21 protein-coding genes are annotated in these 18947 nt (G+C 68.0%); 16 read left to right on the plus strand and 5 right to left on the minus strand.

Annotation, left to right across the window (positions count from 1 at the left end; genetic code table 11):
- Window positions 1-43: 43 nt before the first annotated feature.
- The 9 genes from gshA (at window position 44) to mnmH (ending at window position 8449) form a co-directional block, all read left to right on the plus strand.
- The gene (gene gshA / locus BKK81_RS04010) at window positions 44-1339 is read left to right on the plus strand and encodes a glutamate--cysteine ligase (protein ID WP_071016019.1); all 1296 of its coding nucleotides are present in this window, start codon (window positions 44-46) and stop codon (window positions 1337-1339) included.
- A 69-nt stretch (window positions 1340-1408) separates the two neighbouring features.
- The gene (gene gshB / locus BKK81_RS04015; RefSeq protein ID WP_071010870.1) at window positions 1409-2362 is read left to right on the plus strand and encodes a glutathione synthase; all 954 of its coding nucleotides are present in this window, start codon (window positions 1409-1411) and stop codon (window positions 2360-2362) included.
- 58 nt (window positions 2363-2420) lie between these two features.
- A complete protein-coding gene (locus BKK81_RS04020; RefSeq protein WP_071010871.1) occupies window positions 2421-2876 on the plus strand; it encodes a PTS sugar transporter subunit IIA in 456 nt (151 codons plus the stop codon).
- A complete protein-coding gene (locus BKK81_RS04025) occupies window positions 2845-3114 on the plus strand; it encodes an HPr family phosphocarrier protein (protein ID WP_071010872.1) in 270 nt (89 codons plus the stop codon). Before BKK81_RS04020 ends, BKK81_RS04025 begins: the two co-directional genes overlap by 32 nt.
- A gap of 67 nt (window positions 3115-3181) precedes the next feature.
- Complete coding sequence (gene ptsP / locus BKK81_RS04030; RefSeq protein WP_071010873.1) at window positions 3182-4945, plus strand: phosphoenolpyruvate--protein phosphotransferase; 1764 nt, start codon at window positions 3182-3184, stop codon at window positions 4943-4945.
- 238 nt (window positions 4946-5183) lie between these two features.
- Window positions 5184-5489: a (2Fe-2S)-binding protein gene (locus tag BKK81_RS04035; protein WP_071010874.1), complete on the plus strand. Its 306-nt coding sequence runs from the start codon at window positions 5184-5186 to the stop codon at window positions 5487-5489.
- A 147-nt stretch (window positions 5490-5636) separates the two neighbouring features.
- Window positions 5637-6116, plus strand: a complete 480-nt coding sequence (gene bfr, locus BKK81_RS04040; protein WP_071010875.1) for a bacterioferritin — start codon at window positions 5637-5639, stop codon at window positions 6114-6116.
- 186 nt (window positions 6117-6302) lie between these two features.
- Window positions 6303-7346, plus strand: coding sequence for a selenide, water dikinase SelD (gene selD, locus BKK81_RS04045; RefSeq protein ID WP_071010876.1), 1044 nt, complete (start codon window positions 6303-6305; stop codon window positions 7344-7346).
- Window positions 7346-8449 carry a tRNA 2-selenouridine(34) synthase MnmH gene (gene mnmH / locus BKK81_RS04050; RefSeq protein WP_071010877.1) on the plus strand — a complete coding sequence of 368 codons (1104 nt, stop codon included), beginning with the start codon at window positions 7346-7348 and terminating at the stop codon, window positions 8447-8449. The genes selD and mnmH overlap by 1 nt, the downstream gene beginning before the upstream one ends.
- Before the next feature lie 77 nt (window positions 8450-8526).
- On the opposite strand, the gene BKK81_RS04055 is transcribed toward mnmH, so the two are convergent.
- The 3 genes from BKK81_RS04055 to gpmA form a co-directional block, all read right to left on the minus strand.
- Complete coding sequence (locus tag BKK81_RS04055) at window positions 8527-9276, minus strand: HesA/MoeB/ThiF family protein (protein ID WP_071016021.1); 750 nt, start codon at window positions 9274-9276, stop codon at window positions 8527-8529.
- Window positions 9277-9373: 97 nt separating this feature from the next.
- Window positions 9374-10969, minus strand: a complete 1596-nt coding sequence (locus tag BKK81_RS04060) for a S41 family peptidase (protein WP_071010878.1) — start codon at window positions 10967-10969, stop codon at window positions 9374-9376.
- 157 nt (window positions 10970-11126) lie between these two features.
- Window positions 11127-11873, minus strand: a complete 747-nt coding sequence (gene gpmA / locus BKK81_RS04065; protein ID WP_071010879.1) for a 2,3-diphosphoglycerate-dependent phosphoglycerate mutase — start codon at window positions 11871-11873, stop codon at window positions 11127-11129.
- Window positions 11874-12026: 153 nt separating this feature from the next.
- On the opposite strand from gpmA, the gene BKK81_RS04070 reads away from it, so the two are divergent.
- The 5 genes from BKK81_RS04070 to BKK81_RS04090 all read left to right on the plus strand — a co-directional run bounded on the left by BKK81_RS04070 (window position 12027) and on the right by BKK81_RS04090 (window position 15709).
- Window positions 12027-12440 (plus strand): rhodanese-like domain-containing protein, encoded by a 414-nt coding sequence (locus BKK81_RS04070; RefSeq protein WP_071010880.1) that lies wholly within the window; start codon window positions 12027-12029, stop codon window positions 12438-12440.
- Window positions 12441-12569: 129 nt separating this feature from the next.
- Window positions 12570-12827, plus strand: a complete 258-nt coding sequence (gene grxC, locus BKK81_RS04075; RefSeq protein ID WP_071010881.1) for a glutaredoxin 3 — start codon at window positions 12570-12572, stop codon at window positions 12825-12827.
- Between the two features lie 141 nt (window positions 12828-12968).
- A complete protein-coding gene (secB, locus tag BKK81_RS04080; protein ID WP_071010882.1) occupies window positions 12969-13487 on the plus strand; it encodes a protein-export chaperone SecB in 519 nt (172 codons plus the stop codon).
- 130 nt (window positions 13488-13617) lie between these two features.
- Window positions 13618-14637 (plus strand): NAD(P)H-dependent glycerol-3-phosphate dehydrogenase, encoded by a 1020-nt coding sequence (locus BKK81_RS04085; RefSeq protein WP_071010883.1) that lies wholly within the window; start codon window positions 13618-13620, stop codon window positions 14635-14637.
- 76 nt (window positions 14638-14713) lie between these two features.
- Entirely contained in the window at window positions 14714-15709 is a 996-nt protein-coding gene (locus BKK81_RS04090; RefSeq protein WP_071010884.1) for a Bug family tripartite tricarboxylate transporter substrate binding protein, read from the plus strand.
- Window positions 15710-15747: 38 nt separating this feature from the next.
- Here BKK81_RS04090 and trmL read toward each other — a convergent pair whose 3' ends face one another.
- Together trmL and BKK81_RS04100 are read right to left on the minus strand one after the other, a co-directional pair.
- Window positions 15748-16218, minus strand: coding sequence for a tRNA (uridine(34)/cytosine(34)/5-carboxymethylaminomethyluridine(34)-2'-O)-methyltransferase TrmL (gene trmL, locus BKK81_RS04095; protein WP_071010885.1), 471 nt, complete (start codon window positions 16216-16218; stop codon window positions 15748-15750).
- 161 nt (window positions 16219-16379) lie between these two features.
- On the minus strand, window positions 16380-17222 hold the full coding sequence (locus BKK81_RS04100) for a ComF family protein (RefSeq protein ID WP_231907972.1): 843 nt from the start codon (window positions 17220-17222) through the stop codon (window positions 16380-16382).
- Between the two features lie 18 nt (window positions 17223-17240).
- On the opposite strand from BKK81_RS04100, the gene BKK81_RS04105 reads away from it, so the two are divergent.
- The gene (locus BKK81_RS04105) at window positions 17241-18176 is read left to right on the plus strand and encodes a methyltransferase domain-containing protein (protein ID WP_156811107.1); all 936 of its coding nucleotides are present in this window, start codon (window positions 17241-17243) and stop codon (window positions 18174-18176) included.
- 221 nt (window positions 18177-18397) lie between these two features.
- Window positions 18398-18946, plus strand: a complete 549-nt coding sequence (locus tag BKK81_RS04110) for a DUF2244 domain-containing protein (RefSeq protein ID WP_071010887.1) — start codon at window positions 18398-18400, stop codon at window positions 18944-18946.
- Window position 18947 lies beyond the last annotated feature (1 nt).

Genomic DNA, 18947 nt, shown 5'->3' on the forward strand with positions numbered 1-18947 from the left:
TCTACAATCGGGGCGAACGATAAAGATGATCAATAGGATGGATATGGTCCCGCATCTCATTACCGCGCTGAACGGTCCGCTGCTCGAACTGGAGAAGAAGATCCTGGACGCCACGCCGTCCATCGAGCGCTGGTTCAGGCTGGAGTGGCAGGAGCATACGCCGCCGTTCTACTGTTCGGTGGACCTGCGCAATGCCGGCTTCAAGCTGGCGCCAGTGGACACCAACCTGTTCCCCGGTGGTTTCAACAACCTCGCGCCGGAAATGCTGCCCCTGGCGGTGCAGGCGGCGATGGCGGCGATCGAGAAGATCTGCCCGGACGCCAAGAACCTGCTGTTGATCCCGGAACGCCACACCCGCAACATGTTCTATCTGCAGAACGTCGCGCGGCTGTCGCTGATCATGCGCCAGGCAGGCCTGAACGTGCGCCTGGGCTCCCTTTCCGAGGAAATCACCGAGCCGACCCCGATCGAACTGCCGGACGGCCAGACCCTGGTGGTGGAGCCGCTGGCGCGCCTGGGTGCCAAGGGCCGCCGGCTGGGGCTGAAGGACTTCGATCCGTGTTCGATCCTGCTCAACAACGACCTGTCCGCCGGCATTCCGCCGATCCTGGAGAACATCAACGAGCAGTACCTGCTGCCGCCGCTGCATGCAGGCTGGTCGACGCGGCGCAAGACCAGCCACTTCGCCGCCTATGATGAAGTGGCCAAGAAGTTCGCCAAGCTGATCGATGTCGACCAGTGGATGGTGAATCCCTACTTCGCGCGCTGCTCCGGCATCAATTTCCACGAGCGCGTCGGCGAGGAAGAACTGGCCGACACCGTCGAGGCCGTGCTGAAGAAGATCGCCAAGAAGTATCGCGAGTACGGCATCAAGGAGACGCCCTACGTGGTGGTCAAGGCCGATGCCGGCACCTATGGCATGGGCATCATGACGGTGCGCGACCCGTCCGAGGTCAAGGGGCTGAACCGCAAGGAACGCAACAAGATGAGCGTCGTCAAGGAAGGCCTCGAGGTCAACGACGTCATCGTGCAGGAGGGGGTGCACACCTTCGAGAAGATCAACGAGGCGGTGGCGGAGCCGGTCGTCTACATGATCGACCGCTATGTGGTGGGCGGCTTCTACCGCGTGCACACGGGCCGCGGCAATGACGAGAACCTGAACGCGCCCGGCATGCATTTCGTGCCGCTCGCCTTTGCCGCCAACGGTATCCCGGACACGCACGCCAAGCCGGGCGCCGCCGTGCCGAACCGCTTCTATATGTATGGCGTGGTGGCCCGGCTGGCCCTGCTGGCTGCGTCGGTGGAACTGGAAAAGACCGATCCGAACCCGATCCTCTGACATCCGCCGCGTCCGCAGCGCCGACCCGGCGCGGCGGACGGCACCTCAACCCAGCAACCGGGCAGCACCATGCGTATTCTCTTCATCACCGATCCGCTCGAGACGTTCAAGACGTACAAGGACTCCACCTACGCCATGATGACCGAGGCGGCGGCGCGCGGGCACGAACTGTTCTTCTGCCTGCAGTCGCAGTTGTCGCTGGTGAACCAGCGGGTCGAGGCGCTGGTGCGCCCGCTGTCGCTGCGCGGCGACGGCCACGACTGGTACGAGGTGGGCGAGCCGGCGGCGCAGGCGCTGGCCGCCTTCGACGCCGTGCTGATGCGCAAGGATCCGCCCTTCGACATGGAGTACGTGACCAGCACCTGGCTGCTGGAGCTGGCCGAGGCGCAGGGCGCGCGAGTGTTCAACAAGCCGCGCGCGATCCGCGACCACTCCGAGAAGGTGTCGATCGGCGAATTCCCGCAGTTCACCGCGCCCACACTGGTGTCGCGCGACATGGGCCGCATCCGCGCCTTCCACGCAGAGCACCGTGACATCGTCATCAAGCCGCTGGACGGCATGGGCGGCATGGGCGTGTTCCGCGTCGGCGCCGACGGCATGAACCTGGGTGCCATCGTCGAGACCTTGGGCGACAACGGCGCGCGCACGCTGATGGCGCAACGCTACATCCCCGAGATCAAGGACGGCGACAAGCGCATCCTGCTGATCGGCGGCGAACCGGTCCCCTACGCGCTGGCGCGCGTGCCGATGGCCGGCGAAGTGCGCGGCAACCTGGCGGTCGGCGGCATGGGCCGTGCCCAACCCCTGTCGGCGCGCGACCGCGCCATCGCCGAGGCACTGGCGCCGCGGCTGTGGGAGCGTGGATTGTTGTTGGTCGGTCTGGATGTGATCGGTGATTACCTTACCGAGATCAATGTGACGAGTCCGACCTGCTTCCAGGAAATCACCCAGCAGACCGGCTTCCACGTGGCGTCCATGTTTGTCGACGCGCTCGAGCGTGCCGTGGCGTCGATGCCGCGCTGAGCACTGGCGGTCCCGGGGTGCCTGATACAATCTTAGGCAGTCCAACGGATCCACCATCATGGCAGGCATTCTGATCATCGCGCACGCGCCGCTCGCATCCGCGCTGCGCGATTGCGCGGCCCACGTCTATTGCGGCACGCCGCAACGGCTCGAGGCGATCGACGTCCTGCCGGACGCCGACCCTGCCACGGTGCTGGCCGACGCACGGCGGCGCCTGGCGGCGATCTGCGAAGACAACGGCGCACTGGTGCTGACCGATATCTTCGGCGCCACCCCTGCCAATATCGCCGCCCGCCTGGCCGACCCGGGCCGCGTCAAGGTGCTGGCCGGCGTCAATCTTCCCATGCTGGTGCGCGCCATCTGCTACCGCAGCGAAAAGCTGGACCAGCTCGCCGCCAAGGCGCTGGCCGGCGGCTCGCAAGGCGTGCTGCAGGTCGGCAGCACCTCCGTCCAGAACCAAACCGCCAATCATCCCGACAAATATGCTGCAGAGGGACGTCACCATCATCAATAAGCTCGGGCTGCATGCCCGCGCCTCCGCCAAGCTGACGCAACTGGCCGGCAGCTACGTCAGCCAGATCAAGATGTCGCGAAATGGCCGCCAGGTCGACGCCAAGAGCATCATGGGCGTGATGATGCTGGCCGCCGGCATCGGCTCCACGGTCACCATCGAGATCGAGGGACCCGACGAGCAGGACGCCATGGAAGCGCTGGTGGCCCTGATCGGCAACCGCTTCGGCGAAGGCGAATAAGGCAGGCCAGGCAGCCGGGACCCCGGTTCCACGGTATCCACTTCAACGTTCCACGACGGAGCGGCACATGTCCTTTGCCCTGCACGGCATCCCGGTATCGCGCGGAATCGCCATCGGCCGCGCGCACCTGCTTGCGCCGGCGGCGCTCGACGTGTCGCACTACCTGATCGACGAAGACAAGCTCGAGGCCGAGGTCGAGCGCCTGCGCGCGGCACGCGCCGCGGTGCGCAACGAACTGGCGGCGCTCAAGCGCGACCTGCCGCGCGACGCGCCCGAGGAGATGGGCGCCTTCCTCGATGTGCACGCGATGATCCTCGACGACGCGATGCTGGCGCAGGAGCCCGAGACCCTGATCCGCACGCGCCGCTACAACGCGGAGTGGGCGCTGACCACACGGCTCGAGGAACTGCTGCGCCAGTTCGACGAGATCGAGGACGAATACCTGCGTGAGCGCAAGGCCGACCTGCAGCAGGTGGTCGAGCGCATCCTCAAGGTGCTGGCGGGTGCGCCGATTCTGACGCCGGCCCCGGCTCCGGCCCCGGCGCTCGGCGCGGACGGCGTGGCGACACCCGGTGTCATCGTGGTGGCGCACGATATCTCGCCGGCCGACATGCTGCAGTTCCGCAATACGGCTTTCCATGGCTTCGTCACCGACCTGGGCGGGCGCACCTCGCATACCGCCATCGTGGCACGCAGCCTGGACATCCCCGCAGCTGTCGGCGTGGCCAGCGCCAGCGAGCTGATCCGGCAGGAAGACTGGATCATCATCGACGGCGATGCGGGGCTGGTGATCGTCGATCCGTCCGCCATCATCCTGGAGGAGTACCGGCATCGGCAGAGCGAGCGCATGCTCGAGAAGAAGCGCCTGCAGCGCCTGCGCCACACGCCGGCGGTGACCCTGGACGGGCAGGAAGTCGACCTGCTGGCCAATATCGAGATGGCCGAGGACGCGGGCGCTGCGCTGTCCGCCGGCGCGGTCGGCGTCGGCTTGTTCCGATCCGAGTTCCTGTTCATGAACCGGCGTGGCGAACTGCCCGGCGAGGATGAGCAGTTCGAGGCCTACCGGGCCGCAGTGGAGGCCATGCACGGCCTGCCTGTCACCATCCGCACCATCGATATCGGCGCCGACAAGCCGCTGGAAGGGCGCGAGGAGTTCGAGACCGCGCTCAATCCTGCGCTTGGCCTGCGCGCCATCCGCTGGTCGCTGTCCGAGCCGGCCATGTTCCTGACACAGTTGCGCGCCCTGCTGCGCGCCTCCGCCTTCGGCCCGGTGCGGATCCTGATCCCGATGCTGTCGCACGCGCGCGAGATCGACCAGACCCTGGAACTGCTGGCGCAGGCCAAGCGCCAGCTGGACGAGCGCGGCCAGCCCTTCGATGCCAACCTCAAGGTCGGGGCGATGATCGAGATCCCGGCGGCGGTGCTGATGCTGCCGCTGTTCCTCAAGCGCATGGACTTCCTGTCGATCGGCACCAACGACCTGATCCAGTACACCCTGGCCATCGACCGTGCCGACAACGCCGTGGCCCATCTCTACGATCCGCTGCATCCGGCGGTGCTGCAGCTGATCGCCCGTACCATCTGCGAGGCCAACGAGGCTGGCGTGCCGGTGGCCGTGTGCGGCGAGATGGCCGGCGACCCGGCCATGACCCGCTTGCTGCTGGGCATGGGACTGCGCGAGTTCTCCATGCATCCCACCCAGCTGCTGCGCGTCAAGCAGGAAGTGCTGCACGCCGACTGCGGCAGGCTGACGGGCCAGGTCGACCAGCTGCTGGAAGCCTATGACCCGGAGGAGCAGGCGGCCGTGCTGTGCCAGCTCAATCAACCCTGATCGCTCTGCGGGTATTGCGCTGAATCGAGGCCGCCGTGTGCGGCCTTTTCTTCGCTTTTTTGTTCGGGATGTGCGTGCGGGAGCCCGTGGTTTTGTGGGCTGTCATCGACATTCAAAGACGTCGGGCAGGGGTCGTCACATGAGGCTTAATGGGAATTGTTATCATTTTCGATCTCTGTTAAGCTGACGTTCATTGGCGGTGACATGCCGGTGTGACCGCGGACCCAAGGAGGGATTTGTGTACGTCTGCATCTGCAACCAGGTCACGGATCGCGAGATCCACGGTGCTGTCCATCTGGGCGTATCCACGCTCGACGAACTGGCGGAAACGCTGGGTGTCGGCACCTGCTGCGGCCGCTGCCGCGAATGCGCGCAGCAGGTCCTGTGCGAAGGCGTGGCGGCAGCCAGCGCCATGAAGGCCACCACCACCGCCGTGATCCAGATTACGGAAATTTCTTCCTGTTCGCAGCCAGGGTCGCGTGCCATAATGGACACTCGGGACCCGGCAGTCGCGAACGACCAGCGCACCGCGCTGGTTGCCTGAACTCGCGCGCGATCATCGCTTCATCGCGCGTCCGTACGTCCCCTGGCGTACGTTCCTCCGGTTCGGCACGTTCACCTTGGATGACTGCATGCGGCGCGTCGGCGCCGCATCGCGTTTCAGCGGGCCCCGATGCAACAGGAGCCGCTAATGAAAGGTGACAAGAAGGTCATCCAGTATCTCAACGCTCAGCTGAAGAACGAGCTGACCGCGATCAACCAGTATTTCCTCCACGCGCGCATGTATCGCCACTGGGGCCTGAAGAAGCTCGGCGACGTGGAATACAAGGAATCGATCGGTGAGATGAAGCACGCCGATCGGCTGATCGACCGCATCCTGATGCTGGATGGGCTGCCCAACCTGCAGGACCTGCACAAGCTGCTGCTGGGCGAGAACACGCCCGAGATGCTCAAGTGCGACCTGAAGCTGGAGCAAGGCGCGCACGCCACCGTCAAGGAAGCCATCGCCTATTGCGAGTCGGTGGGGGACTATGTGAGCCGCGAGATCCTCGTCGATATCCAGACCGATACCGAAGAGCATATCGATTACCTGGAGACGCAGCTCGACCTGATCGACAAGGTCGGCCTGCAGAACTATCTGCAGTCGCAGATGGAGCCGGGCGAGCACTGATCCGCCCCAGGCGGGCCGCCCGGCCCGCTGCTACGCCGCCCGCCAGCGGCAGCGCCCGCCGCGGCGCATCCGCGCCGTCGAACGGGCGCTCGGCCTCCCGCCGTAAGGGTTCTCGTTCCCGCTTCGATTCCCATCCACAGCCGAATTCCCACGCCAGAATTCCGTATCGCCGACAGGAGTCCGTCCATGGCCGATGCCATCCGTCTGACGCAGTACAGCCACGGCGCCGGCTGTGGCTGCAAGATTTCCCCGAAAGTGCTCGATGTCATTCTCGCGGGCAGCGGGGCGCAGCATGCCGATCCGCGCCTGTGGGTGGGCAATGCCTCGCGCGATGATGCCGCGGTCTACGCCCTGGGCGCCCCCGACAGCGAACGCGGCGTGGTTTCGACCACCGACTTCTTCATGCCCATCGTCGACGACCCGTTCGACTTCGGCCGTATCGCCGCCACCAACGCGATCAGCGATATCTACGCGATGGGCGCCGATCCGCTGATGGCCATCGCCATCCTCGGCTGGCCGGTCAACGTGCTGCCGCCGGAGGTGGCGCGCGAAGTGGTCGCCGGTGGACGCAAGGCCTGCGACGAGGCCGGCATTCCGCTCGCGGGCGGACACTCGATCGACGCACCGGAGCCGATCTTCGGCCTCGCCGTGACCGGCGTGGTCGAGCGCGCCCACCTGAAGCGCAACGACACTGCGGTGGCCGGCTGTCGGCTGTACCTGACCAAGCCGCTGGGCATCGGCGTGCTGACCACCGCCGAGAAGAAGGGCGCGCTGCGGCCCGAGGATATCCACCTCGCGCGTGACTGGATGTGCGTGCTCAACCGCGCCGGCAGCCGCTTCGGCCGGCTGTCCGGCGTGCGTGCGATGACCGACGTGACCGGCTTCGGCCTGCTCGGGCACCTGGTCGAGATGGCCGATGGCAGCGGGCTGAGCGCACGCCTGGACTACGCTGCCGTGCCGGTGCTGCCCGAGGTGGCGCGCTATGTCGCGGCAGGCTGCGTGCCCGGCGGCACCCAGCGCAATTTCGACAGCTACGGTCATCGCATCGGCGCGCTCGATGCCGCGCGCCGCGCCGTGCTGTGCGATCCGCAGACCAGCGGCGGTCTGCTGGTGGCGGTGGAGCCGGAGGGCGAGCCGGCCTTCCTGGCGGCGTGCGCGGAGTTCGGCCTGTCGCTGGCACCGATCGGCGAACTGGTGGCACGCGGCGAGCATGCGGTCGAGGTGGTTTGATGCGGGCGGATAGCACCGATTATCGCGGAGTCTTGCTGGCCGGCGTGCCGCTGCTCGACGTCCGTGCCCCGGCCGAATTCGCGCGTGGCGCGTTTCCCGGCACGGTGAACCTGCCGCTGATGGACGACGAGGAGCGCCACCAGGTCGGCTTGTCCTACCACCTGCACGGGCCGGCGGCAGCCGTCGCACTCGGCCATCACCTGGTATCGGGCGAGCGCAAGGCCGCGCGCATGGCCGCGTGGGCCGGCTTCGCCAATGCCCATCCGGACGGTTTCCTCTACTGCTTCCGCGGCGGCATGCGGTCGCAGATCGTGCAGCAGTGGCTGCGCGCGGAAGCCGGCATCGACTACCCGCGCATCACCGGCGGCTACAAGGCCATGCGCGGCTACCTGATCGGTGTGACCGACCAGGCCGCGCGTGGGAACCTGCTGGTGCTGGGCGGGCTGACCGGCAGCGGCAAGACCGAGATCCTGAGCGACCTCGGTGCCGCGGTCGACCTGGAAGGGCTGGCCCGGCACCGTGGGTCGAGCTTCGGGCGGCGCGCGCAGGCGCAGCCCAGCCAGATCGATTTCGAGAATGCCCTGGCCATCGACCTGCTCCGGCGCCGCGAGGACGGCTGGCGGGCCATCGTGCTGGAGGATGAGGGGCGCTTCGTCGGCAGCCGGGTGTTGCCGCTCGGGCTCTACGATCGCATGCAGCAGAGCCCGCTGGTCTGGGTGGAAGTTTCTTTCGAGGAGCGCGTGCAGCGCGTGCTGCGCGACTATGTGCAGGGCCTGTGCGCTGATTTCATCGCCGCGCGCGGGCCGGAGGCCGGCTTTGCGGCATACGCGGAGCGCTTGCGCGAGGCCATGGCCGGCATCGCGCGCAGGCTGGGCGGGGCGCGCTACGGGCGGCTGTCGGCGCTGCTCGAACAGGCGCTGGCGCACCAGGCCAGCACGGGGGACGTGGAGCTGCACCATGGCTGGATCATGGTGCTGCTGCAGCACTACTACGATCCCATGTATGCCTACCAGCGCGAGTCGCGCGAGGCCCGTATCATCTTCCGCGGCGATCGCGCCGCGGTGACCGACTACCTGCGGGCGCGCAGCGCGCCGGCAGCCTGAGTAGTCGGGCCTCAGTCGGGCCTCAGTCGGGCCTCAGCCGGGCCTCAGCCGGGCCTCAGGCGGGCCTCAGCCGGGCCTCAGGCGCCGCCGCATACCTCGCAGCCCGGCACGCGCATCAGTTTCATCGTGGTCCATTCCATGCGCAGCGCATCGACCATCAGCAGGCGGCCGGCCAGGCTGTCGCCGATACCGGCCAGCAGCTTCAGCGCTTCAGCCGCCTGTACCGTTCCCACCATGCCGACCAGCGGCGCGAACACGCCCATGGTGGCGCATGCCACCTCCGGTGCAGGTTCCGACGGCGGGAACAGGCAGGCGTAGCAGGGCGCATCGTCGAGGCGGCGGTCGAACACACTGACCTGGCCATCGAAGCGCAGGGCGGCACCGGACACCAGCGGGACGCGGTGGCGCACGCAGGCGCGGTTGACCGCCTGCCGCGTGGTGAAGTTGTCGCAACAGTCGAGCACCACGTCGGCCTCGGCGGCCAGCGCCGCCAGTTCGGCCTCTCCCACGCGTGCCGCGACGGTGCGGACCGCGATGCCGGGGTTGATGCGCAGCATGCCCTCGCGCGCCGATTCCACCTTGGCGCGGCCGATGCTGGCCGTCGTATGCAGGATCTGCCGCTGCAGGTTGGTCAGGTCGACCGCGTCGTCGTCCACCACCGTGATGGTGCCGACGCCGGCCGAGGCCAGGTAGGGCAGGGCGGCCGTACCAAGGCCGCCGGCGCCGATCACCAGTGCATGCCCGCCCAGCAGGCGCTCCTGGCCCTCGATGCCGAGTTCGTCCAGCAGGATATGGCGCGAGTAGCGCAGCAGTTGGTCGTCGTTCATGGCGGCGGACATGATTTCCCCAAGGTTCGCTGAGGCTCCCGGCCGGGCCGGGAGCCAAAGAAAAAGCGGCCCCGCAGGGCCGCTCGCTCGGTGCGCCTCAGGGCGCCTTGCCGGTCGGCGTGCCCAGCGGCTCGCCGAGCGGGGAGCTGGCCGGCGGCGCGCCGTTGGCGGGGGCGGCCGGCGCCGGGGCCGGCTTGGCCGCGGGAGATTTCCCGGGCTTCTTGTCCACCGGCTTGGCCGCCTTCTCGTCAGCCAGTTCCAGGCGCGACTTGGAGCGCAGGACCGGCTTGCCGGTGAGCTGGTTGATGGCCTGCTGCAGCATGAAGTCGTCGGCCGAACCGAACTCGATCGGCTTCTTCTTGCGTTCCTTCTCGCGTTCTTCCGGCGTCTTCTTCGCGTTCTCTTCTTCCAGGCGGCGCAGTTCCTCGACACGGCGCTGCTCGCGTCCCTGCATTTCCGGCAGCTCGGACTCCTGCTTGTTGTGCAGGTGGTGCTCGGTGTCGATCTCGCGCGTGACCAGCGCGTCGTCCGGGTCGCCATCCGGGTTCTGGTCGACCGGGATGTCCGGACGGATGCCCCAGGCCTGGATCGACTTGCCGCTCGGCGTGTAGTAGTACGCGATGGTCAGCTTGATGCCGGTATCGTTGGGCAGCGGGCGCACGGTCTGCACCGAGCCCTTGCCGAACGTGGTCTTGCCCATGATCAGGGCGCGGTGATGGTCCTTGAGCGCACCGGCGACGATTTCCGAGGCGGAGGCCGAATAGGCGTTGGTCAGCACCACCATCGGCACCGTCTTGTACAGGGCCGGCAGGTCCTTGAGCGGATCGTCGTCCAGCGAGGACAGGCGGTAGTTGCTGAAGGAGGCCTTGTAGACGCGCTTGGCATCCGGTACCTGGCCGTTGGTCGAGACCACCACCGCATCGTTGCCCAGGAAGGCCGCGGCCACGCCGACCGCACCCTGCAGCACGCCGCCGCCGTTGTTGCGCAGATCGAGGATCACGCCCTTGAGGTTCGGGTCCTTCTGCGCCAGCTCGCTCAGCTTGCGGCCCAGGTCGGCCACGGTGCGTTCCTGGAAGCTGGTCAGGCGCACCCAGGCGATGTCATGGTCGAGCAGCTTGGTCTTGACCGATTGCACCTGGATTTCCGCGCGGGTGATCGTCACCGGGAAGGTGCGCTCGTCGCTCTTGCGGTAGATCGTCAGCGTGACCTTGGTGCCCGGCTCGCCGCGCATGCGCTTGACGGCCTGCTCGAGCGGCAGGCCACGCACCGGCTTGTCGTCGATGCGGGTGATCAGGTCGCCCGGCTGGATGCCGGCGCGGAAGGCGGGCGTGTCCTCGATCGGATTGATCACCTTGACCAGGCCGTCTTCCTGCGAGATCTCGATGCCGAGCCCGGCAAAGCGGCCGCGCGTGCCCTCCTGGAGTTCCTTGAAGTCCTTTTCGTCCAGGTAGGCGGAGTGCGGGTCGAGGCTGGATACCATGCCCTTGATGGCGGCAGTCAGCAACTGCTTGTCATCGACCGGTTCCACGTACTCGCGCTTGATCTGGCCGAAGATGTCGGCCATCAGCCGCAGCTGGTCGAGCGGCAGCGGCCCGGACGCGTTCTGCGCGGTGGCGGAGATCTGCAGCGTCGCCAGTACGCCGGCGACGAGGCCGACAGAAACCAGACTGATGTTCTTTAGCGTCTTACGCATGAGGGCTGCCTGAACGAGTAAGGAGTGGGGTTGCGGATCGGGCCGGCCTCAGTGGCTGGCCGGGCGCCGCAATGTCCGACAGTATAAGAGGGTGGCGGGGAAACGGTCGGCGCGCGCCCGCCGGCCGGTGGGCCGGCGCACGCACGCCGTCAGGGGTTCAGCGCGACTTGCCCTGGCTGGCGACAGCGGCCAGCGAAGCGGCGATCGCTTCCTGGTCGCCGAGATAGTAGTGGCGCAGCGGCCGCAGGTCGGCGTCGAGCTCATACACCAGGGGCGTGCCATTGGGGATGTTGAGGCCAACGATGTCGTCATCCGAGATCTGGTCGAGGTATTTCACCAGGGCGCGGATGCTGTTGCCATGGGCGGCGATCACCACGCGCTTGCCCGCTTTGATATCCGGAGCGATGGATTCGTTCCACAGAGGCAGCACCCGCGCCACGGTGTCCTTCAGGCATTCGGTCAGCGGAATCTGTTCGCGCGGCACGCCGGCGTAGCGCGGGTCGGCGTACGAGGCGCGCGGGTCTGCCGGCTCCAGCGCGGGCGGCGGGGTGTCGTAGCTGCGGCGCCAGACCAGCACCTGTTCGTCGCCGAACTTGGCGGCGGTCTCGGACTTGTTCAGGCCGGCCAGGGCGCCATAGTGGCGCTCGTTCAGGCGCCATTCGTTGCGCACCGGGATCCACATCTCGTCCATCTCGTCCTGCACGTGCCACAGGGTGCGGATGGCCCGCTTGAGCACCGAGGTGTAGGCGATGTCGAAGGCAAAACCGGCTTCCTTCAGCAGCTTGCCGGCCTGGCGGGCCTGGGCGGCGCCGGTTTCGGTCAGGTCGACGTCGACCCAGCCGGTGAAGCGGTTTTCGAGGTTCCACGTCGATTCGCCGTGGCGGATGAGGACGAGCTTGTACATGCTGCTTTCCGAGAGAGTGGGTGATCTGGCGCAGCGGCCGCGGCGGCAGGGCTCCATGTGTCAAATAAGAGACAATGGCGGCAGGCCCGTTCGCCGCGGGCGCGAAACTGCGTATTTTATAATGCCGCCGACCCAACCCACCGGAATGCCAACGTGAATTTCTTTGCCGACTACAACAACCTCGCCCTGATCGCCGTCGCCGTGGTGTCGGGCGGCCTGCTGGCCTGGCCGACGATCTCCCGGGGCGCGGGTGGCAAGCGCGTCAACACGACCATTGCCACGCAGATGATCAACAAGCGCAATGCGGTGGTGGTGGACATCCGCGAAGCCGCGGAGTTCGCCAAGGGTCACCTGCCGCAGGCCAAGAGCGCGCCGCTGAGCGACCTGGCGGCCCGTGCCGCCGGCCTTGCAAAGGACAAGTCCGTACCCATCATCGTGGTGTGCCAGACCGGGCAGAGCTCGGGCAAGGCGCATGCAGCCCTGAAGGAAGCCGGTTACAGTGAGGTCTATTCGCTGGACGGCGGCCTGGCCGCCTGGCAGCAGGCCGGTCTTCCGGTGGTGAAGTAATCACCCCGGGGCGCGGATGCCCCCAGCCGCTCAGGCGTCCGCGTCCGGGTCAGGATTTGTTGTGGATCGAGGATCCCGAGTCACAAATCGCAAGCTGAAAACTCGTAAAGTCGTATAGGAGAATGCCGCATGGCACGAGTCGTCATGTACAGCACCGTGGTGTGTCCCTATTGCCAGATGGCTGAGCGCCTGCTCAAGTCCAAGGGTGTCGAGTCGATCGAAAAGATCCTGATCGACCGCGAACCGGGCAAACGCGAGGAAATGATGGCGCGCACCGGCCGTCGTACCGTGCCGCAGATCTACATCGACGACACCCACGTCGGCGGCTTCGACGACCTGTCCGCGCTCGACCGCCAGGGCGGCCTGGTACCGCTGCTGGCTGCCTGAGCGCCGCCGAGCGGGTGAAATCGCCACCCGCGTCATGTACCATATGCCTTTTCCAACCGGGCGCAGGCCCGGCCCGGCCGGCCGCCCGAAGGCGTGCCGGCGGCCGGCCCTGGCGCTCCACGCCAATCCCGGAAGCCTTTCATGAGCGATCAGCAAAACCAGCAGCAAGACGACCAGCCGTTCTTCAACATCCAGCGCGTGTACCTGAAGGACATGTCGCTCGAGCAGCCGAACTCGCCCGCCATCTTCCTGGAAACCGAGGCGCCTTCGGTCGAAGTCCAGGTGAACGTCGGCGCCGCGCAACTGCAGGAAGGCATCTTCGAAGTGGTCGTGACCGGCACCGTGACGACCAAGGTGCAGGACAAGGTGGCATTCCTGGTGGAAGCTCACCAGGCCGGCATCTTCGACATCCGCAACGTGCCGATGGAGCAGCTCGACCCGCTGCTGGGCATCGCCTGCCCGACCATCCTCTATCCGTACCTGCGCGGCAATATCGCTGACGTGATCACGCGCGCCGGCTTCCAGGCCATCCACCTGTCGGAAATCAACTTCCAGGCGCTCTACGAGCAGCGCCTGCAGGCCGCCATGGCCGAGGCGGAAGGTGCCCAGGAAGGCAACAGCGGCATCGTGATGCCCGACGGCAGCCAGGCCCGCCACTGATCGGGGCCACCGGCAGACGCTGTCAGGACGGGGCTGCGGCCCCGTTTTTCATTGCGGCGGCGGCGCGCGGATTCCGCCCGCCGCCATCCCGCGCTACCATCGAACGCGCAGATCTTCCGTTCCGACTGACATGAACATCGCCTTCCTTGGCGCCGGTGCCTGGGGTACCGCGCTCGCCAGCCATGCCGCCGCCGCGCACGAGGTGGTGCTGTGGGGGCGCGACGCCGCGCAGCTCGCCGCCATCGCCTCGACGCGGAGCAATGACGCCTACCTGCCCGGTGTGGCTTTGTCGGCACGATTGGCGGTGGAGCCGGACTTCGAGCGCGCCGCTGCCCATGGTATGGATACGCCCGACAGCCTGGTGATCGTGGCCACGCCGGTAGCCGGGCTGCGCGAGATGACGCGGCGACTGGCCGCGCGCCGCGGCGGGCGCCTGCGCATGCTGTGGCTGTGCAAGGGTTTCGAGGCCGGCACGCAGGCCTTGCCCCACCAGATGGTGCGGGCCGAACTGGCCGCGGCCGGCGTGGCGGACGGCTCGGTCGACTATGGCGTGCTGAGCGGTCCCAGCTTCGCACGGGAGGTGGCCGCGGGGCTGCCTTGCGCACTGACCGTCGCGGGCCGCTCGCCCGGGCTGGCCGACCTGGCACAGGCTGCCTTCCACCACCATGCGATGCGCATCTACGGCAGCGATGACCTGATCGGCGTCGAGGTCGGCGGGGCGGTCAAGAACGTGCTGGCCATCGCGACCGGGGCCAGCGACGGCCTGGGGCTGGGGCTCAACGCGCGGGCGGCGCTGATCACGCGCGGCCTGGCCGAGATGACCCGCCTCGGCCTGGCGCTGGGCGGACGCGCCGAGACTTTCATGGGCCTGGCCGGCGTGGGCGACCTGATCCTGACCGCCACCGGTGACCTGTCGCGCAACCGCAAGGTGGGACGCGAGCTCGCCGCGGGCAAGACACTCGACCAGATCCTGGCCGAACTGGGCCATGTGGCCGAAGGCGTGCGCTGCGCCCAGGCGGTGGCGGCCCTGGCCGAAGCCAGCGGCGTGGAGATGCCGATCACGCGCGCGGTCTGCGCGGTACTGTTCGAAGGGCTGGCCGTGTCTGACGCGGTTTCGCGCCTGCTCCAGCGCGACGCGCGCGACGAGTGACGCCGCGCGCGGCCCGCACGGTCTGGCGTCTTGGCCGGACCGTGCGCAACCTGCTTCCATTTCCTTGAAGGATTTCATGTCCCGCAGCATTGCCCAGATGAACCGCCGCCGCATCCTGCTGGCATTGGCGGCGGCAGGCGTCTGCGCGGCCGCGCCGTTCGCGCGGGCCGAATCCTGGCCCGCCCGTCCCTTGCGCATGGTCGTGCCGTTTCCCCCGGGCTCTTCGCCCGACCTGAACGCCCGCCTGCTGGCCGAGAAGCTGGCGGGCGCACTGGGTCAGCCGGTGGTGGTGGAGAACCGTCCGGGTGCCGGCGGCAATATCGGCACCGGCATGGTGGCGCGCGCGGCGCCGGATGGCTACACGCTGCTGTTCACCATCAACGGTCCGCTCGTGACCGCGCCGATGCTGTGGCGCCACCTGGGCTACGATCCGGTGCGCCAGCTCGCACCCGTCAGCCTGGTGGCCACCTCGCCCAACGTGCTGGTCATCGATGCCCGCCTGCCGGCCAGGAACCTGCGCGAGTTCGTGGCCCTGGCCAAGGCGAAGCCCGGTGCCCTCAACTACGGGTCCGTTGGCAGCGGCAGTGCCGCCCACCTGGCCATGGAGCAGCTCAAGGCGATGGCCGGCATCGAACTGCAGCACGTGCCCTATCCTGGCTTTCCGCAAGTGACGACGGCGATCGCCAGCGGGCAGGTGCAGGCCGGCTTCATGGTGCCGGCGATCGCCATGCCGCTGGTCAGCGCGGGCAAGCTGCGGCTGCTGGCGGTGACCAGCAGCGGGCGGACCGCGCTGTTGCCCGGAGTACCGACGGTGGCCGAGTCGGGCTACCCCGGATTCGAGGCGATCTCGTGGCAGGCGGTGCTGGTGCCAGCCGGTACGCCGGCGCCCATCGTCGAACGGCTTTACCGCGAGGTGGTCGCCATCCTCCAGAGCGAGGACGTGCGCGACAAGCTGCGCGCGCAGTACTTCGCGCCGTCCGGCACGGCGCCGGATTCCCTGCGCCGGACCATGGAAAGCGAGAAGCTGCGCTGGGCCAAGGTGATCCGCGCGGCCGGCGTGCAGCCCGAATAGCCTCCCCGGTATTGCCGCCCGGAGCGGCGCGGAAAAACTCAGGCGCCGCCGGCGAAACCGTTCTGCCGCCAGGCCTCGAACACCACCACGGCGACGGTGTTGGACAGGTTCAGGCTGCGGTTGTCGGGGCGCATCGGCAGCCGGATGCGCTGCGCGGGCGGAAACCACTCGCGCCGCTCCGGCGCCAGGCCGCGCGTCTCCGAACCGAACACGAACCAGTCGCCCGGCGCGAACGCCACCTGGCCGAAGGGCGTCGAGCCCTTGGTGGTCAGCGCGAACATGCGGGCCGGGTCCGGCCGTTCGTCGGTGAGCAGGGCTTCCCAGTTCTCGTGCACACGCATCGCGGCGTACTCGTGGTAGTCCAGCCCGGCGCGCCGCATGCGGGCATCGTCGAGCGGGAAGCCGAGCGGCTTGACCAGGTGCAGGCGCGCACCGGTATTGGCGCACAGGCGGATGACATTGCCGGTATTGGGGGGGATCTCCGGTTCGACCAGGACGACGTTGAACATGGCAGGTGGCCGGGGCTGTGCCCGGCGCGGCAAGGCGGTGATGAGACGAGGCGCAGCTTACCGCGTGCCGGCGGCCGCTGTCACGCCGGCGGCGTGCTCCGGGCGGGGGCTTGCGCGCGCAGCCCGGCCTGCGACATTTTGCCGCACCATGCGCCGTTCGTTCACGGCGTGCGCAGTGCCACCAGCACCGTGACGCGCGCGGCGCCATGGGCCTTGAGCGTGCGTGCCGCCGCCGCCAGCGTGGCTCCCGATGTCATCACATCGTCCACCAGGCCGACATGCAGGCCGTCCAGCCGTGCCGGCACGGACAAGGCGAACGCATCCTGCACATTGCGCCCGCGGGCGGCCAGATCCAGTGCGCTCTGCGCCGATGTCTCGCGCCGGCGCCTCAGCAGCACCGGGTCGGCCCGGACGCCGAGCTGCCGTGCCAGCGGCCTGGCGATTTCCCAGGCTTGGTTGAAGCCGCGCGTGGCGAGACGGCGCGGCGCCAGCGGCACGGGCGCCAGCAGTGCCGGCGCTGGAAACCCTGAGCGGACCATCCGCCCGGCGAGCTGCGCGGCGAGCCAGCCGGCCAGCGGCAGGACGCCGCCGAACTTGAGTGCCAGCACCAGGCTGTCCTGCGGCGGCGCGTAGTCGCCAAGGGTCAGTGCCGCGTCGAAGGACGGCGCTGCCTGGCGGCAGCCGGCGCAGGGCAGGGAAGCGCCGCCGGCGGACCGGCCGGCAGGCAGGCCGCACACGGGACAGCGCGGCACCACGGGCAGCAGGTCCTGCGCGCAGCCGGCGCAGACGACCTCCCGCTGGACCTGCCCGCACAGGGCGCAGGCGCACGGCAGCAAGGCATCCAGGCAGGCCCGCCACGCCGCCCGGCCGAGGGCCAGGGCGCGGCCGGCTGCGCGGCCGCCGGCCCGCCCGGCGCATCGCGCGTATACTTGCGCTTCGTCCTCCCGCACCGCGGCCGGCGCCCTGGCGTCGACGGGTGCGCGCGGTGCCTTGTCGTCTTCCATCCGCTGCCTGGTTTGTCCGTGTCCCTGCATGCCGCTGCTTCTCCCGATGCCTTCCTGCCGTCCACGCGGCTGACCCGCCTCGCCTTCGACAGGCGCAGCGCTGCCTTCGACCAGCTCGATTTCCTCTTCGGCGAGATCGGCCAGCGCATGCAGGAGCGCATGCAACTGATCCGGCTGACGCCCGGCCGGGCGCTCGATATCGGCTGCGGCCATGGCCAGGGCCTGGCCGCGCTGCGTGCGCAGTATCCGGATGCGCAGATCGCGGGCCTCGATGTGTCGGCGGCCATGCTGCGCGAGGCCGGCCAGCGCGACCCCCAGCGCCGGCCGGGCTGGATCGGGCGCATGCTGGGCAAGCGCCCGCTGTTCGAACTGGTGCAGGGCGATCTTGCCACGCTGCCTTTCGCCGCCGACAGCTTTGACATGCTTTGGTCCAATCTGGCCCTGCACTGGCACCCGGAACCGCATCTGGTATTTCCCGAGTGGCACCGCGTGACGCGCACGGACGGGCTGGTGCTGTTCTCGCTGTTCGGGCCGGACACGCTGAAGGAATTGCGCGAGGCCTTCGCCGAGGTCGACGGCGATGTCCACACGCTGCGCTTCGTCGACATGCACGATATCGGCGACATGCTGGTGCATAGCGGCTGGTCCACCCCGGTGATGGACATGGAGACGCTGACGATCACCTACGAGAATCCGCAGACGCTGCTGCGCGAGGTCCATGCCATGGGCGGGCTGCGCCGCCCCGGCGGAGGCCTGCGCGGACGCCGCTGGCATGCGGCGCTGCTGGCCGCGCTGGAGCGCCGGCGCAATGCCCAGGGCGAGATCGCGCTCACCTTCGAGGTCGTCTACGGGCATGCCTGGAAGCTGCCGCCGCGTGCCGGCCAGCCACTCGATGCGCAGGGCAATGCGGTGGTCCCGCTCGATCGCATCGGCCGCGGGCGGCCCCGCGCATAGCTCCGCGCGTTCGTCAAGATACGCAAAGTACAAGCACAATTTCACGCCGGACGCCAGCCCGGAACGCAAGTCGCGGCTTGTTCGAGCCTGGGAAGCGCCCTATAATGCGCCAGTTTGTCGCAGTGGTCCCCTGGCACAATCCACCCGCAGATAACAGCGCTCCGGCGCCTTGAAATTGGGTGACATCGTCCGGGCACGCATCCGATGCAGAGTGGTGGGCGATGCAAGACTTGGGTATCGCATTCCAGATGGCACGAGATGAGTCCGTTGCAGGTCTGAACGGACTTCGACCGGCGCTGTGCACCGACTGGCTGATGAAGCGCAACTGTTCGCTTTCTCCACGCCAGGTCGGCTGGTTCTACCTTTCCATCGTATGCATTTCGTTCGCCATCGCGCTGCTCATTGCGTGGTGGGGGTACTGGCTCGTGCTGCCTTTTGCCGGCCTGGACCTGATCGGGCTGGGGATTGCCCTGCTGGTATATGCGCGGCACGCAGTGGATTATGAGCGTGTCAGCCTTGCAGGCGGAAAACTGGTAGTGGAGACAGCCAGTGCCGGCAAGGTGTCGCGGCAGGAGTTCAACCCGCATTGGGTGCGGGTCGAGTCGGGTGAATCTTCCCGGGCGCTGGTCACATTGCGCTCGGGCGGGCGTGTCGTGCGGGTCGGGAAGTTCCTGGTCCCGAGCGCGCGCCGGAAGTTCGCGCAGGAACTCGCGACTGCCCTGCGCCGCTCCGAGGAGCGGCCGCCGGACCTAGGCGTGGGACAGATTTGAA

The organism is Cupriavidus sp. USMAHM13, from assembly GCF_001854285.1.
Taxonomy (GTDB): Bacteria; Pseudomonadota; Gammaproteobacteria; order Burkholderiales; family Burkholderiaceae; genus Cupriavidus; species Cupriavidus malaysiensis.

Coding starts and splice junctions, on each gene's coding strand:
- bfr (WP_071010875.1), top strand. CDS start 5,637: ATGAAAGGTGACAAGAAGGTCATCCAGTATCTCAACGCTCAGCTGAAG.
- BKK81_RS04055 (WP_071016021.1), bottom strand. CDS start 9,276: ATGAACGACGACCAACTGCTGCGCTACTCGCGCCATATCCTGCTGGAC.
- trmL (WP_071010885.1), bottom strand. CDS start 16,218: ATGTTCAACGTCGTCCTGGTCGAACCGGAGATCCCCCCCAATACCGGC.
- BKK81_RS04100 (WP_231907972.1), bottom strand. CDS start 17,222: ATGGAAGACGACAAGGCACCGCGCGCACCCGTCGACGCCAGGGCGCCG.
- grxC (WP_071010881.1), top strand. CDS start 12,570: ATGGCACGAGTCGTCATGTACAGCACCGTGGTGTGTCCCTATTGCCAG.
- secB (WP_071010882.1), top strand. CDS start 12,969: ATGAGCGATCAGCAAAACCAGCAGCAAGACGACCAGCCGTTCTTCAAC.
- gpmA (WP_071010879.1), bottom strand. CDS start 11,873: ATGTACAAGCTCGTCCTCATCCGCCACGGCGAATCGACGTGGAACCTC.
- BKK81_RS04110 (WP_071010887.1), top strand. CDS start 18,398: ATGCAAGACTTGGGTATCGCATTCCAGATGGCACGAGATGAGTCCGTT.
- ptsP (WP_071010873.1), top strand. CDS start 3,182: ATGTCCTTTGCCCTGCACGGCATCCCGGTATCGCGCGGAATCGCCATC.
- gshA (WP_071016019.1), top strand. CDS start 44: ATGGTCCCGCATCTCATTACCGCGCTGAACGGTCCGCTGCTCGAACTG.
- mnmH (WP_071010877.1), top strand. CDS start 7,346: ATGCGGGCGGATAGCACCGATTATCGCGGAGTCTTGCTGGCCGGCGTG.
- selD (WP_071010876.1), top strand. CDS start 6,303: ATGGCCGATGCCATCCGTCTGACGCAGTACAGCCACGGCGCCGGCTGT.
- BKK81_RS04085 (WP_071010883.1), top strand. CDS start 13,618: ATGAACATCGCCTTCCTTGGCGCCGGTGCCTGGGGTACCGCGCTCGCC.
- gshB (WP_071010870.1), top strand. CDS start 1,409: ATGCGTATTCTCTTCATCACCGATCCGCTCGAGACGTTCAAGACGTAC.
- BKK81_RS04020 (WP_071010871.1), top strand. CDS start 2,421: ATGGCAGGCATTCTGATCATCGCGCACGCGCCGCTCGCATCCGCGCTG.
- BKK81_RS04090 (WP_071010884.1), top strand. CDS start 14,714: ATGTCCCGCAGCATTGCCCAGATGAACCGCCGCCGCATCCTGCTGGCA.
- BKK81_RS04060 (WP_071010878.1), bottom strand. CDS start 10,969: ATGCGTAAGACGCTAAAGAACATCAGTCTGGTTTCTGTCGGCCTCGTC.
- BKK81_RS04025 (WP_071010872.1), top strand. CDS start 2,845: ATGCTGCAGAGGGACGTCACCATCATCAATAAGCTCGGGCTGCATGCC.